Genomic DNA, 14,561 nt, shown 5'->3' on the forward strand with positions numbered 1-14,561 from the left:
CCATTCTTTAACGAAGCAGGAACGACAATAAATTTTATGAATCTTCAGGCTTATTAGTCACCAGGGAAAGCTTTGCGAAATCAGAACCGGCAAAAATTTTAGCCAGGTTTATATCCTGTGTTTTTTGGTAAGCTGCCAGGTTAGTTTGTGTAACTATCCTCCAGAAATTCTTGGCTTTCAAATCATTATAATCACGACCCTGAACTATTAAGCCACGGACCGGATTCCTTTTTTTTAGTTCAAACCGAATAATTTTTCCTTGTGGAATGGTTTCTTTAGCCAAAAACGTTTCAATTTGTTCTACTGTCATAGCGGGCTAAGGTAAGGTTTTACACTATTCAATTCTATGGTTAAACGTTAAAAAAATGCTATGCCATTTCAATTATTCAATCCTTTGCCCATAGGAACTAAATAATTATGTCAAAACCGGGATAAAAGATACCAGATGTTATGAAAAAATCTATTGCGTTTGCGTCTCTTTTTGATGGTCTGATTCTTTCATTTCCTGTTCGATATACCCTTTCTTTAGTTGTTCATAAAAAGAGTGTTTGTCAACAACCAGGGCTGCAATATGAGAAATAAGGGCGGCCAGCATCAGGTGAAATATCACACTGTGCCTGTCGGTCATTTCTAATACCAATATAGCAGATGTAAAAGGAGTACGTGTAACCCCGGTTAAAAATCCAACCATACCACATAGGATAAGAATGTTTGCATTGGAATCCACATAGTGAAATACCTGTGAAAATAAAGCTCCTATAGATGCACCAGCAGTAAGAGATGGCGCAAATATGCCACCGGCAGCCCCTGTATTAAAACATATAATGGGACCTATGATTCTAAGTAACGCCGTATCCCAGGAAGCATTTTTATCCTGGGTAAACAAAACGTGGTTCATAAGATCTTTACCGGAGCCTAATACCTGATCATTAATAAAATAGGCAACAGAAGCAATGAACAAACCAGCAAGTATTACAAATACAAAGGATTGAAAGTTATTGAATGTAGCCTTCCATCGCATCATTTTTAAAATGAGTAGGCACATTAAACTTCCAGCCATCCCGGATATAATGGCAGTTGCAGCAACTCCTAGTAATATCCATACCTGTAAATTTTTAACATCTGGATATCCAAGGTATAAATATGGACCCAATAAACCTTGTGCTGTAAGGCCCGAAATGATCACCGCAGAAAATAAGGCTGTGCGAAAAAAACGTACGTGTACCTTAGCCAGTTCTTCCATCGCAAAGACCACTCCGCCTAAAGGAGTATTAAATGCAGCCGCAAGTCCTGCTGCTGCACCAGTAAGTATAAAACTTTGTTTGGATAACCGGGGCCATGAAGCAGGTATCCATTTCTGAATGATTCTAAAAATTGAACCTGCAACCTGTATGGTAGGACCTTCCCTGCCTATAGCGCCACCGCCCATAACCATCATTAAGCTGGAACCGATCTTGGTAAATAATATGGGAAAGCTGAGTAGATTTTTTATTTTATTATTATGCTTTGGAGTTGCCAAATCTATGGCTGCCATCACCTGCGGTATACCACTACCCCTGGCATTAGGTGCAAATAACTGGACCATACCCCAGGCAATGAAAAAACATACAGGGGTGACAATAAATATCATCCACTGTTTCCAATGCAAAATGCTATGTAATAGGTTCTCCGAATAACCAAATAATTTGGTATATCCCACGGCAACCAAACCCGTTACCAGGGAAGCTACCCAAAATGGCAAGGCTTGTAAAATATTCCTTTTGATACGATCTGTCGCTAACAGATCAAACAAATATTTACCGCCTCTTCGCACCTTTGCCAGCCATAAAATTTTCATCGATGCAAGTTAAGCAGCATCAAAATTTAAAATTTTGATTTGTTCAATACTAACATACTCTAATTGCATTTTAATATCTCCGTAAAGTTTTCGGTTTATACATCAGGAATTAAAAGATTTAAGGGAATGGGCACTGGGAAGCAGGATAGTAAATATTGTTTCCTTATTCTGTTCAGAACTGACGTGGATATTTCCCTTGTGTAATTTTACGATTCTATGTGCAAGTGATAGACCCAAACCAAACCCCCTGGTTGATTTGTTTTCTTCAACCCTATAGAATGGATCGAATATACTTGCCAGTTCCTCTTTGGGAATACCTTTACCATTGTTCCCCACATAGATCACCAGGTTATCATCCATGGCCTTTAACTTTACAGTAGCCCTATTATCGTTGGAATATTTACAGGCGTTTAAAACAATGTTCTTTATTGCTGTTAGCAATAAAGCTTCATTGCCAAAAACAAACAACCGCTCTTCCTCTTCCGGAAGATCATCGAAATGAAGCATGACAGTAAACTTTTGATCCACCTTACTGATCTCAGCTGGCAAGTCAAGTAATATCTCATCGATACGTACCAGGTTGATCTCTAATCCACCGGTGTTTCCCGATGCCTTTGCAAACTCCAGTAATGTCTGGGTTAATTTGATCATGTGCTGCACATCCTGGTAAGTGGATTCTATCACCATATGATACTCTTCGGGAGACCTTTGACGTTGTAATGCCACTTCCAGCTGGCTGGAAATAGAAGTTAATGGAGTTGAAAGTTCATGAGAAGCATTGGAAATAAATCTTCTATGCAGATCAAAACTATCCTGAAGGCGGTTCAGAAGATCATTGATGGTCTGTGACAATTGTTGCCATTCATCTTTAGCTTCCCCTTGCGGTAATCGCCTGGTAAGATTTTGGGCAGAAATTTCAGTAACGTCTTTATTGATCCTTTTAATGGGGCGCAACAAACGACCAGAAAATACATACCCGGCGACAAGGATAATAATATTGCCAACAAGAAAGCTTAATAACAATATCCTTGATAAACTTTTTAAATTGGCCTTTCCATCAGCATCCTCTCCTGCTGTAACTACAACAATTCGGGTAGATGGATGATTATAATAGTAAGCCACAATTTCCTTATTGCCCTCAACAAAATAATAAGTTCCGCTTTTCCTGGCATTACTTAATGTGCTTTCGTCAACTGATACGCGGTCTCCTGGCTGGTCGGTATAATTGTAGATCGGTTTATTATTTTCATCATAAACCATTACCACCTTGTTTATCAATGAAAGCGTTGTTGATGAATCAATTCTTTTTACCAGTTTCTCATCAAATATTTCTTTTTGACTTAATAACCGTGCAGTTGTCAAAGCTCTGTTTGACAATCGTGACTTGATTGTATCGATCCGGAGTTCGTACGAGAAATAATAAACACTGGCACAAACAATGCTCAGGATGATAAAAGCCAAAAGGGAAAATAATAAGGTGATCCGGGAGCGTACAGGCATTGTTAGCCATTTTCTTTTAAAATATAACCCATTCCAACCTGCGTCTGTATCAATTTTTGTTCAAAACGCTTGTCTATTTTATTTCGGACATAATTAATATATACATCAATCACATTGGTATTGGTATCAAAATCAATATCCCAGACATTGATAGCGATATCAGCTCTTGAAACTACACGATTTTTGTTGCGTATCAAATATTCCAGTAACTGGAATTCCTTAGCGGTAAGGTTGATCAATTCCCCGTTCCTTTTCACTTCCTTACTATCCAGGTTCATTTCCAGGTCAGAAGCGCGCAACACATTGCCGACAGGTATATGCTGATCCATTGACCGTTTTAATAATACCCGGATTTTCATTAACAATTCCCTGAACTCAAAGGGCTTAACAATATAATCATCGGCTCCTGCATCATAACCCTCTATTTTATCCTGCAGGGCACTTAAAGCTGTTAACATGATGATAGGTACCTGGGGGCTCCTGGAACGAATGATCTTACAAAGCTGGTACCCATTTAATCCTGGAAGATTTATATCAAGTATAACCAGGTTGAATTTTTGTTGTTCAAATAACTTCAACCCAATCTGGCCATCATAGGCCACTTCCACATAATAATCATTTTCACTTAACCCGAGTTTTAAAGTGTCAGCAATTTTTTGCTCATCTTCTACAATAAGTATTTTTCTTTCATCCATGTGAGATTGGCAATTTACGAATTACATATACAGCATTTCAGCTTCTAATAGCATTTTAATACCAGACTAATTCTGGATTAATGCGGGCGACCTAGATTTACTCCAGTTAACAGGTTATGATGTGCCAGTCGTTTAAAACCATATTAGTGCCGGTAGATTTCTCAATAAATACCGAGGTGGCTATCAAAAAAGCATTGGAAGTAGTTGACAGGCAAGGTGGGGTGATTCATCTTTTTCACGTAAAGAAGAATATAAATCACAATTTATTGTCCCTTGTATGGAGTAAACCTCAGGACATAAAAGGATATGCAAAAATTCTTGCCAGATGGAAAACTTTCCTGGAAGTAGCAGATGTTACTGTAAAAGTTACTTATAGTATTGAAAACCACTTTTCAATCCAGAGATGCATTGAACAAAAAACGAAACAAATAAAAGCTGACCTGGTTGTTATTGGCAAAAAATCCAATCACTCCCTTTTATTCTTTTTGAATACGGTTTTTCCAGATAAATTATGTGAGCTGACCAACAGTGCAGTTCTTACGGTGAAACCAGGTTCATTACATAATAAGATCAGGACCCTTGTGGTACCCATTACTACCGGCTTTCCCAGTTATAAAATAGATGCTATAGCTGCGCTTTCCAGGAAGGGCTGTTTAAAAGTTTTCCTGGTAACTTTTTCTAATGCTCAATATGTGCCTGCTGAGTTTTCTGCCAGCGCTCTTTTAAAAGCTTACCAATGGCTCCGGGGTTCCGTTCATTGCCAGGTTGAATATTCGGTATTACAGGGAAAGAATAAATCTAAGGCGCTCATGCTTTTTGCAAAAAAAATAAATGCAGATGTATTATTGCTTGATCCCTCATCTGAAACAAAAGTTGGTTGGATAAACAGGCATTTGGATAATCTGAAGGCAGGTTCAAATGTCCAGGTGCTTTCCGTAAAATGTCCCAGTTATTAAACAAAATATGGCTTGTATGAAAAAAATATTTTTATCCTTTATCCTCGTTATCTCCGGAGGCTTGTTACTCCAGGCTCAAACCCTGGAATCAGCCAATCAATTCTATTATCATGAACGATATCAAAGTGCAGAAAACGCTTACCATGCTGTATTAAACCAACAGGCAGAAAAACCAGAAGCATGGTTGGGCCTGACAAAAACCTATCTCGCTGAAGAAAAAATAGATAAAGGATTTGACACAATATTAAAGGCGCCGGTTTCTATTCGGGAAAATCCTTTATTCCAGGTAGCATTAGGATCTGTTTTGTTATACCAGGGTAAAAAAGATAAGGCAGCTGAACTTTTTACTGCTGCTTTAAAGGAAACCAAAGAAAAGGATGAGACAGTATTGGGCGCAATCGCCCAGTCCTACATTAATCTAAAGAATGGTGATGCTAATTATGCCATTTCTCTTTTAACGAAGGCTATAAAAAGAGACAAACATAACCCTGCCTGGATAGTTCTTTTAGGTGATGCTTACAGAAAATTGAATAATGGAACTGAGGCATATAAAGCATACAAGGAAGCCCTGGATAAAAATGAAAATTATGCAGCTGCCTATTATAAGTTAGGCGAAATATTCCTCTCACAAAAAAACCCCGACCTATACCTGGAATATTTTAATAAAGCTATTGCTGCAGATCCAGATTATGCACCGGCCCTGTATCAACTATATGTTTATAATTTCTACCACGATATTGCCAGGGCATTTCAACTCTACAATCAATACCTGGCAAAATCAGATCCTTCCATTCAAAATCAATATGACCTTACAGACCTTTTCTACCTGAACAAGGAATATGATAAAGCCATTGAAAACGCTAATTCATTGATGGCAACCCAAGGCAACAAACTGGAACCGCGTATCTATAAGTTATTGGCATATAGCTATGCTGAAACTAAAGATTCCATTAAGGCTTTACGTTTTATGCACGATTACTTCCTTAAGGAAGAGGACAGTAACCTGGTAGCTAAAGATTTTGAACTAATGGCCGGATTATACGCCAATAGTTCCCATAAACAGGATTCCGCACTGGTGTATTTAGAAAAAGCCGCGGGGCTTCAGAAAGATTCTGCCGCACTGTTCAACTATTATAAAAAACTGGCAACAATGGCTAAATCCAATAAGGATTACGCTTCCGAAGCCAAATGGATGGAGAAATTTTACCGGGGAAATGACAATGCTACCAATGTTGACCTGTTTAATTGGGGACTAGCTAATTTCCTGGCCCAGGACTTCAGGATGGCTGATTCAGTATTTGGTATGTACGTAGCTAAATACCCTGAACAAAGCTTTGGATATTATTGGCAGGCCCGGAGCAATGCTTCTTTGGATAAAGACATGAAGGAGAGCTTGGCCATACCTGTTTACAAAAAGCTGATTGAAGTGTTACAGGGTGATACCACCAACGCTAATTACAAAAAATGGATGGTGGAAGCATATGCCTACCTGGCTGCTTATGAAGCTAATACGCAAAAGGATTATAATGAAGCTGTGGATTATTTTGAAAAAGTATTGGAGGTAGATCCGGATAATGCAGATGCAAAACGATATATAGCTATACTGGAGAAAAATAACTCAACCGATGGTAGTAAGTAAAAAGGAAGAATCGTATTTTTTATGTGTACTGGTTGGTTTTCTGCCCCGCTTTTAAGCGGGGCAATTTTTTTACCATTATAACCTCAACAAAAAGAACAAGTTGCATCTATTTATAGCTATTGGATGAATGTGAAATAAGGTTAGAAAGGAATTCTAATAAAGTTCTAATCTCTATCTGATTTCTTTTCAGAGCTTTTTAACCACTTTTGATAAGACACTTATCTCATAAGTAGTTCTTTTTGGTGATAATTAATGGACGGGCTTTGTTTTAACAAGGCCCTTTTTTTACATCTTTGGGCACAAAAAAAACGCAATGTGCAGACACATTACGTTTACTCAATATCATCTCCGGATTTATGCTTGTTTTATTAATTGTATCTCAGCCAATAACCTGATTTCATCACTTACCACTACCTGTCCGGCTTCAGTAACAGCACTCCATGTTAAGCCAAACTCTTTCCTGCTGATCTTTCCGTTAACTGTAAAACCAGCTTTTGTCTGGCCATAAGGATCTACAACAATACCTCCATATTCCACATTTAAAGTAATTGGTTTCGTCGTTCCTCTGATTGTAAGATCACCTGTTAAATTGGCTTTATCCCCGTCAGCATTAAATTTTTTACCAACGAATTTAATCTGCTGATTATTCTCACTATCAAAGAAATCAGCTGATTTCAGGTGTGCATCTCTTTGTGCATTATTCGTATCTATTGAATCAACCTGGGCAGTAAATTCAATGCGGTTAGCTGAAGAAAAATCCTCAGTCTGAGTTTCTACTTCGAGGTCAAAATTTCTGAAATACCCGGTCACTGTAGTGATCATCAGGTGTTTTACCTTAAACTGAATCTCTGAGTGTGCCGGATCGATCTTCCATGTAATTGCCATAATTCTTATTTTTTACTGTTTTATAAAGTTAATTAAAGTTTGAACATTAATATTAGCCAGAGTTATCCAGGTTTATATGCAAATATGTTACCCATATACTTCCAAGCTGTATTTTCCGGGGTCATGGTATGAGTTCCAGTGTTACCCTGCATTTGTCTATAAGTGTAATGAATATTATTTTTTCACTTATTTATGAAGACTTATGTCCTTTGATCATTACAGGTACAAAGCTATAATTTGTCATAGCTAATGCCATTGAGGTAGGCTAAGAAATGGCATTGATGTATATCAAGAGATTTACGCAAAGATGAATTCCTTTCGATGTAAAAATTTAAACAATTGGCAGGTCAAATGCTCTGCATTTACTTTCTTAAGGTCATTTGTTTTCGTATCCTGCTCAGGGTTTCTGGTGTAATCCCAAGATAACTGGCCATCATGTGCTGGGGTACTCTTTGAGGGATGGTGGGACAAGATGTAACCAATTCCAGGTATTTTTCTTCTGCAGAATGGCTTAATGAACTCATTAGCCGGCGCTGGGTTGCAATTAAGTTATTTTGCAATAAGATCCTGAAATACTTCTCCATTTTTGGAATTTTTTCCATCAACTGATCTTCTGCTTGTTTTGTTAATAACAACAATTCGCAATCTTCAAGGGCATCTATGGTATATATGGAAGGTTCGCCGGTTAGAAAACTATATTGGTCAGCGATCCACCAACCTTCAAAAGCAAATTGAACCACATGTTCCGCACCCTTTTCATCAATAGCATACAACCTGAGCATCCCTTTTTCAACAAAGGCAATTGACCTGCATGGGTCACCTTCCTGCAACAGGTATTGTTTCTTCCGAAGTTTTTTTGGCGCAAAGTACGTTTTGCTTAATTCTTTTTCTTCTTCAGTCAGGCTAACTTTCTCATCAAACTTTTGAAATAACAACTCAAACATGGGCTTCGTCTTACAAGCAAAAATAGTGGAGTTGGTTTATACCGGTAAGTTATACTACCTGTAAGTATTACCGGTATTTCCCCTGTTTTTACCGGCAATTACCCTTTGGGTTACCTATAATAGCTTGACAGCAAGGCTTTCAAACTTTTATTTTGTTTAAAATTCAGAATATGAACGAAGAATTTAAATCCGAAATAGAAAGAAAATGGGGTAAAAGAAGAAGCGAGAACAGGATATTGGCTGGTTTAATGCTATTAGTAGTTGGAGGACTATTACTCTTAAAAGCTTTACATATTATTGTTTTTCCCTCATGGTTTTTTACCTGGCCAATGATACTTATTGCTGTTGGGCTGTTCTCTGGCTTGCGGCATAATTTCAAAGGCGGATTTTGGATCATACTATTATTGTTTGGTGCGTTCTCCCTGGCTGACGATATCAATCCATCACTTAACCTTGACCGTTTTATCGCTCCTTTCATCATAATAGCAATTGGGATGTTATTCATTTTAAGGCCAAAAAGAAGTCATTGGCGTAAATGGAGGTATGAACACAGGGATGCCTGGAGCAATTCTCATGCTATGGACGAAAATTCTTCTGCTGGCAGTTCTAATGAATCTATTATGCCAGACCGCAGGGATTTTATAGACATTACAGCAGTCTTTGGTGGCGTAAAAAAAAATATTCTGAGCAAGAATTTTAAAGGAGGTGATATTGTCACCTTTATGGGTGGATCCGAAATCAATTTATCCCAGGCCGATTTGAATGGCCGGGTGGTTATTGACACCACCAATATTTTTGGCGGCACCAAGCTCATAGTTCCTTCATCATGGGATGTGCAAAGTGATGTCACTGCGATATTTGGAGGTGTTGACGATAAGCGACAGGTTGTTGGTGTTCAAATGGATCCCAATAAAGTGTTGATCCTTGATGGCACCTGTATGTTTGGTGGCATTGAAATACGAAGTTTCTGATAATTAACCTTCAAACTCCTTAAATAATGAAATGGTATCTTGCAAAACTGGTTTACCAGGTGATATGTGGTGATGGACTGCATAAACCACAGTTTGATGAACAATTAAGGCTTATAACTGCAGTGGATGAGGCTGTGGCCTATCAAAAAGCATTCGATACAGGTTTACGTGAAGAAGTAAGTTTTGATAATCAAAAAAAGGAATTGGTTCGATGGAAGTTCATTAACATATCAGAATTGATTTATCTTAACAAACTAACTGACGGTGCCGAAATCTATTCAAGGATCAATGAAGTAGAAGATGCAAACGCATATACTAGTTTTGTTCATAAGAAAGCTGATTCCATTAAACAGGGACAAACACACCAAATCCTGAATTTTATCTAAGTGGCTTCACTAACCAAGACAATTCGTTTTCGTATCCTTTTTGGAACTGTATGGTTTACCTGGGCCATCCTTCACGCACTGGCAATTTCGAATTTCGGTTTTGCCTGGGAAATCTCTGTTTCCGATAGCATTATTTTCAATATCCTGCTGGCAGGTTCAGCTCTATTGGTTACCCTAATGCTCCAATTCTATATTCCGGATAAAAATAAATACGGATATATTCTGGCCCTTGTTTTTACCCTATCAATTCTGTGGTTATCCCTATCCAAGTTCATTTTATCTATTTTATTTAAAAATATACCTGCATATAATTCCTTTTTGTCCGATTCTTTATTTATAAGGGAAGCAATAGGCTTTTTGATCATTGGATGTATGTCCCTTATCAGTGTATTGTGGTACACTACCCAGGATCAGCAGGACGCTGAAAAAAGAAAATCTGAAGCTCAGCAACTTTCCAAAGAGGCAGAATTATACAAACTCAGGCAACAGCTACAACCACATTTTCTCTTCAATAGCCTTAATTCGATTAATGCCTTAATTAGTTCACACCCTCAACAGGCACGAACCATGGTGCAACAATTATCCGATTTCTTAAGAGGTACATTGAAAAAAGATGAAAAACAATGGGCAAGCCTGGAAGATGAACTGGAGCATTTACAGTTGTACCTGGACATAGAAAAAATCAGGTTCGGCGATCGACTTACATCGATCATAACAAATGATACCGAAAAGCCAGCCTATTTACCAAATATGCTCTTACAACCTGTAGTTGAAAATGCCATAAAGTTTGGATTATACGATACCACCGAAGGGGTTGTCATTACAGTTATGGCAGTGTTGGAAGATGATAACCTTTGTATTACAATCACCAATCCATTTGGTCCCCAGACTAAAAATTCTACAAAGGGAATGGGCTTTGGACTTCATTCCATTCAACGTAGGCTTTTTCTTTTATTTGCAAGACAAGACTTATTACAAACCAGGATTCATAATAACTTGTTTAGTACGATTATAAAAATTCCACAACATGACCAGGGTAATAATAATAGATGATGAACCATTAGCCCGATCTATAGTCAAAGAATATCTGATTGAATTTTCCGGAATGGAATTGATAGCTGAATGCAATGATGGTTTTGAAGGTGTAAAAGCCATAATGCAATTGCAGCCCGACCTGGTTTTTCTTGATATACAAATGCCGAAGATCAACGGATTTGAAATGCTTGAACTGGTAGAACCCGCTCCTGCCGTAATTTTCACTACTGCTTTTGATGAATATGCCATTAAAGCATTTGAAACACATGCTATAGATTATTTATTGAAACCCTTTAGCAGGGAAAGGTTCAGTAAGGCAGTTCATAAATTCCTGGATCAAATAAATATACAGCAGCAAAAGGAGGCAACAACCCGGCTTCTTTATTCAGGAACCGGCAGTTTGTCTCAGGCTGAGCGGGTTGTAGTAAAAACAGGAGGAAAGATTAAAATTATTCCCTTTACAGATATTCTATACTTTGAAGCTTCAGATGATTATGTAAAGATCCATACGCCTGAAGGCGCTTATCTGAAGAATAAAACCATGAGCTATTTCGAAAATACCTTACCTAAAAATATGTTCGTGCGCACCCACCGTTCTTATATCATCAATGTCCAGGAGATTACAAGGATAGACCCTTATGAAAAAGAAAATCATCTGGCAATCCTGAGATCGGGGCTAAGAGTACCTGTTAGCAAAACTGGTTATCCAAAGCTCAGAGAAGTTTTGGGTCTATAATTCAAAAACTACCGGCTTATTTACCAGCTCATACAATTCATTCATCTGGCAGGCATTGATAAACTTTGTATCAGATGAATTTCTAATACCGAATGATTCGTGAATATGTCCAAAAAGGTGCACTTTAGGCTTGATGCTTTTTACGGTTTGTAACAGGTCCACACAACCGACATGGGTTTCATTGACTACCTGGTCTAATATGCCATATGGAGGGCCATGAGTGATCAATATATCAGTAGAAGCAGGAATTAACTTCCAATGTCTTTTAATGGCCTCTCCCCTGGTCCTGTTGAATGCCCAATTAAAAAATTTTGGAGTAATAGGTGACCCCCATACCTGGAAACCATTGATATTAACACCACTATCATTTAAATAAATGACACCATCGGGTAGCAACCGCTCCAAATCCCTGGTTTTTATTTTTTCCAAAAGAAAATCATGGTTGCCTGCAATAAAGATCTTAAACTCGAAATCCTGTTTGCCAAACCAGGAAAGAAAATCTTCAATTTCCAACTTTTCCCCCCTGAAGCTTATATCTCCGCCATGAATAAGTACATCCCCTTTCGGAAGAATAATACCTCTATGACGTGAATGAGAATCTGCAATGCCAACAAACTTCAATGAAAATACTTTTGAATGAATGATAAATATATCCGTTCTGGAATAAATTTCGGCTTTATATAAGATGAATTAAGCAATCATTATAAGCTTTGACCCAGTTACAAACTATCGCACGATTTCCTGGTTTACCTGTTGCAATTCTTTGCATGTTTTAAGCTAGTCTTTCCCTTCCTTAATTAAGAAATTTTTTATTTACAAATATTGATTAATCTTTATGGAGCAGTAATTATGCCATTAACACTTGTTTCCATTGCTTATGAAGATTTCCATTATCCTCTCTATTATCCTATTTGCAGGCCCATTCTTATCTCAGGCACAACAAACTGACACTACAAAGAAAAACGTTCTTCCGGAAGTCGTCATTCATGCATTTGAGCAGAACACAAGACTAAAGAATGTTCCTGTTGCCTTAAACTATGTTGGAGAGAGTTCCTTGAAAAGATTCAGTCCCAATTCCATTGTCATGGCAGTAAATTCTACTCCAGGAGTACATATGGAAGAAAGATCTCCGGGAAGTTACCGGTTTAACATCAGGGGAAGTTCTCTGCGTTCCCCATTCGGTGTAAGAAATGTAAAAGTTTACTTTAATGATATTCCCATAACAGATCCGGGCGGGCAAACATATTTAAATCAGTTAGGTTTTTACAATTTTAATTCCATTGAAATTATCAAAGGACCCGGAAGCAGTTTATATGGCGCTGGCACGGGAGGTGTATTATTGATACGGGAAACGGGTGATACATTACAGCCGGGTATCACCGCCGGGTTAACTGTAGGGAGCTATGGTTCATCACTATTACATACAAATCTTATTACTTCTAATTCAAAATGGAATAATGTAGTAAATATCCAGTTGCAAAAATCTGATGGCTACCGTGAACATTCAAGTCTTCACAAGGAGATCGTAAGCTGGAATGGCATATTCAGACCCAACGAGAAGCAGGTTTTAAAAACTACTTTTCTCTTAAGCAATCTTTATTATGAAACACCCGGAGGATTAAACCTGGCTGAATATTCCAAAGAACCCACAGCAGCAAGGCCTAATACCGGAAGTTTGCCGGGGGCTGCTCAAAGCCATGCTTCTATCAGGCAAAAAGAGTTTCTTGCAGGGATCTCATTTTTACAGCAATTTTCCAATGAATGGCAAAATAAAACTACAGCCTATGGAATGTTCACTGAATTAAGAAATCCGACTTTTAGAAATTATGGCAAGAACGCAGAACCACATACCGGGGCAAGGACGGTTTTTCAATATACAAGCCACATAAATAATTCAATATTGAAATGGAACACCGGAGCTGAATGGCAGCAGGAATTAGCAACAATAGACGTGTATAGAAATAAAGCAGGTAATCCCGATTCTTTGCAAACTCATGATGATCTGTCTAACAGATCCTGGTTCATTTTTTCACAGGCTTCCTGGAACCCGGCCAATTGGATTTTTTCTGCCGGCGCAAGCCTGAATAAATCTGCACTTGAAATACAAAGATTTCAACCTACTACAGCAGGAATTTTAAAAAGAACACTTGATTACAGTATAATGCCAAGATTCTCTGTTGCAAAAAAAATGAAAGATATCATGGTATATACCTCACTGTCTAAGGGATTTTCACCACCCACCACTGCTGAGTTAAGTCCATCGGGTAGTGTACTTAATTTTAATTTACAGGCAGAACAAGGCATCAACTATGAACTAGGCTTTAAGGCCACTTCATCCTTTGGTTTGTACATGGACGTCAACGCTTTCTATTTTTCGCTGGAAAATACTATTGTGCAGCGGAAAGATTCTGCCGGAGGAGACTTTTATATTAATGCAGGCAAAACAAAGCAGCAGGGAGTTGAAACGTACCTCAGTTACCCATTCCTGTCCAACATATCTTTTATCAGCAAAAGCCTGCTATGGGTCAGCCATACCTATCATAATTTCAGTTACAGAAGTTTTAAGCAGGTAAATACTGATTTTTCTGGCAAACAATTACCAGGCACTCCCCCACATATTCTGTCAGCAGGCATGGATGCTGATTTAAAAAATGGACTTTTTGGCAACATCGCCTATTATTACAGTGATAAGATCGCCTTGAACGATGCGAATAGTGAATTTGGTAAGCAATACCATCTTTTAAGCCTGCACCTGGGATACCAGGGCATGCTGAACAGACAGTATAAATACACTGTCTCCGGTGGTGTGGAAAATTTATTGAACCAGGAATATAGTCTGGGTAATGATATCAATGTTGCCGGAGGAAGGTATTATAATGCAGCACCCGGGAGAACTTATTTCATTAGCCTGCTATTGAACTGGATGGCAAAAAAGCAACAATAATTGTTTGCATATTTAAGTTTGAATTATACATCA

At 38.1% G+C, this 14,561-nt stretch carries 14 protein-coding genes; 7 read left to right on the forward strand and 7 right to left on the reverse strand.

Annotated features, from left to right (window positions below):
* Positions 1-34 precede the first annotated feature (34 nt).
* The 4 genes from BP74_RS01125 to BP74_RS01140 form a co-directional block, all read right to left on the reverse strand.
* Positions 35-310, reverse strand: a complete 276-nt coding sequence (locus BP74_RS01125) for a hypothetical protein (RefSeq protein WP_072834623.1) — start codon at positions 308-310, stop codon at positions 35-37.
* Positions 311-460: 150 nt separating this feature from the next.
* Positions 461-1,837 (reverse strand): chloride channel protein, encoded by a 1,377-nt coding sequence (locus tag BP74_RS01130; RefSeq protein ID WP_496370199.1) that lies wholly within the window; start codon positions 1,835-1,837, stop codon positions 461-463.
* A 102-nt stretch (positions 1,838-1,939) separates the two neighbouring features.
* The gene (locus BP74_RS01135; protein WP_496370201.1) at positions 1,940-3,337 is read right to left on the reverse strand and encodes a sensor histidine kinase; all 1,398 of its coding nucleotides are present in this window, start codon (positions 3,335-3,337) and stop codon (positions 1,940-1,942) included.
* A 2-nt stretch (positions 3,338-3,339) separates the two neighbouring features.
* Complete coding sequence (locus tag BP74_RS01140; RefSeq protein ID WP_496370203.1) at positions 3,340-4,032, reverse strand: response regulator transcription factor; 693 nt, start codon at positions 4,030-4,032, stop codon at positions 3,340-3,342.
* 119 nt (positions 4,033-4,151) lie between these two features.
* On the opposite strand from BP74_RS01140, the gene BP74_RS01145 reads away from it, so the two are divergent.
* Both BP74_RS01145 and BP74_RS01150 read left to right on the forward strand, forming a co-directional pair.
* Positions 4,152-4,988, forward strand: a complete 837-nt coding sequence (locus tag BP74_RS01145; protein WP_496370205.1) for a universal stress protein — start codon at positions 4,152-4,154, stop codon at positions 4,986-4,988.
* A gap of 16 nt (positions 4,989-5,004) precedes the next feature.
* Positions 5,005-6,627, forward strand: coding sequence for a tetratricopeptide repeat protein (locus BP74_RS01150; protein WP_496370207.1), 1,623 nt, complete (start codon positions 5,005-5,007; stop codon positions 6,625-6,627).
* A gap of 354 nt (positions 6,628-6,981) precedes the next feature.
* On the opposite strand, the gene BP74_RS01155 is transcribed toward BP74_RS01150, so the two are convergent.
* Both BP74_RS01155 and BP74_RS01160 read right to left on the reverse strand, forming a co-directional pair.
* Positions 6,982-7,512 (reverse strand): YceI family protein, encoded by a 531-nt coding sequence (locus tag BP74_RS01155; protein WP_496370209.1) that lies wholly within the window; start codon positions 7,510-7,512, stop codon positions 6,982-6,984.
* 362 nt (positions 7,513-7,874) lie between these two features.
* On the reverse strand, positions 7,875-8,456 hold the full coding sequence (locus tag BP74_RS01160; RefSeq protein WP_496370211.1) for a Crp/Fnr family transcriptional regulator: 582 nt from the start codon (positions 8,454-8,456) through the stop codon (positions 7,875-7,877).
* A 170-nt stretch (positions 8,457-8,626) separates the two neighbouring features.
* Between BP74_RS01160 and BP74_RS01165 the strand changes: the two genes are divergently transcribed.
* Genes BP74_RS01165 through BP74_RS01180 form a run of 4 tightly spaced genes read left to right on the forward strand, consistent with a single transcriptional unit; the run spans position 8,627 to position 11,584 of the window.
* Positions 8,627-9,427, forward strand: coding sequence for a LiaF transmembrane domain-containing protein (locus tag BP74_RS01165; protein WP_496370213.1), 801 nt, complete (start codon positions 8,627-8,629; stop codon positions 9,425-9,427).
* Between the two features lie 26 nt (positions 9,428-9,453).
* Positions 9,454-9,813 (forward strand): DUF4288 domain-containing protein, encoded by a 360-nt coding sequence (locus tag BP74_RS01170; RefSeq protein ID WP_496370215.1) that lies wholly within the window; start codon positions 9,454-9,456, stop codon positions 9,811-9,813.
* Positions 9,814-10,866: a sensor histidine kinase gene (locus BP74_RS01175; protein ID WP_496370217.1), complete on the forward strand. Its 1,053-nt coding sequence runs from the start codon at positions 9,814-9,816 to the stop codon at positions 10,864-10,866.
* Positions 10,841-11,584 (forward strand): LytR/AlgR family response regulator transcription factor, encoded by a 744-nt coding sequence (locus BP74_RS01180; protein WP_496370219.1) that lies wholly within the window; start codon positions 10,841-10,843, stop codon positions 11,582-11,584. Before BP74_RS01175 ends, BP74_RS01180 begins: the two co-directional genes overlap by 26 nt.
* On the opposite strand, the gene BP74_RS01185 is transcribed toward BP74_RS01180, so the two are convergent.
* The gene (locus tag BP74_RS01185) at positions 11,579-12,205 is read right to left on the reverse strand and encodes a metallophosphatase domain-containing protein (RefSeq protein WP_496370221.1); all 627 of its coding nucleotides are present in this window, start codon (positions 12,203-12,205) and stop codon (positions 11,579-11,581) included. The two genes, BP74_RS01180 and BP74_RS01185, sit on opposite strands and share 6 nt — an antisense overlap.
* A 256-nt stretch (positions 12,206-12,461) precedes the next feature.
* Between BP74_RS01185 and BP74_RS01190 the strand changes: the two genes are divergently transcribed.
* Positions 12,462-14,528 carry a TonB-dependent receptor gene (locus tag BP74_RS01190; protein ID WP_496370223.1) on the forward strand — a complete coding sequence of 689 codons (2,067 nt, stop codon included), beginning with the start codon at positions 12,462-12,464 and terminating at the stop codon, positions 14,526-14,528.
* Positions 14,529-14,561: the final 33 nt, after the last annotated feature.

This window comes from Flavisolibacter ginsengiterrae DSM 18136, assembly GCF_059568575.1.